1 protein-coding gene is annotated in these 465 nt (G+C 46.7%); it reads right to left on the reverse strand.

What is annotated here, in order from left to right; translation table 11 throughout:
- Positions 1-103: 103 nt before the first annotated feature.
- Entirely contained in the window at positions 104-457 is a 354-nt protein-coding gene (locus tag EII41_RS13805; RefSeq protein WP_124791020.1) for a hypothetical protein, read from the reverse strand.
- Between the last annotated feature and the right edge of the window lie 8 nt (positions 458-465).

The following is a 465-nucleotide window of genomic DNA, read 5'->3' on the forward strand; positions in this document are numbered from 1 at the left end:
ACAAACGATTGCGAAACCTTTACACAGTGCGGTTTTGAGGCTGAATGCGGGCTGATGTGGGCGCGGGTGTACGTGGGAATGCAAACTGGCCTGAATCGTTTGTTTAAACGGTGGTTGTGGGGTTTTTATAAGGCGTTTTAATGGTGCGGACGGATGCGTGTGCCGGGGCAGCTTCTTGCGCCGAGCGTTTAATGTTGTCTTTTTGGTTATATTTCAGACGGTTGAAGCGTGATGAAAAGCGAAGGAACGGTCCTAAATGGCGATTTGGCAAAAGAGGCACGATTCGGCGATAAAAAGTTACAAAAAACGGCGTTTTTGCAAAACTGCGGCCAAACTGCGGCCTAAACTGCGGCAATTTTCTTGTTAAATGGCTGCGAAACGGAGTTAAAACGGGTCTGTGTTGAATCGTGTGGGTAACCCATAAATCAGGATCCGGAAAAAAGTTGTATAATTGCATTCATGGAA

Source organism: Tannerella forsythia, from assembly GCF_003860135.1.
In the GTDB taxonomy this organism is placed as follows: domain Bacteria; phylum Bacteroidota; class Bacteroidia; order Bacteroidales; family Tannerellaceae; genus Tannerella; species Tannerella forsythia_A.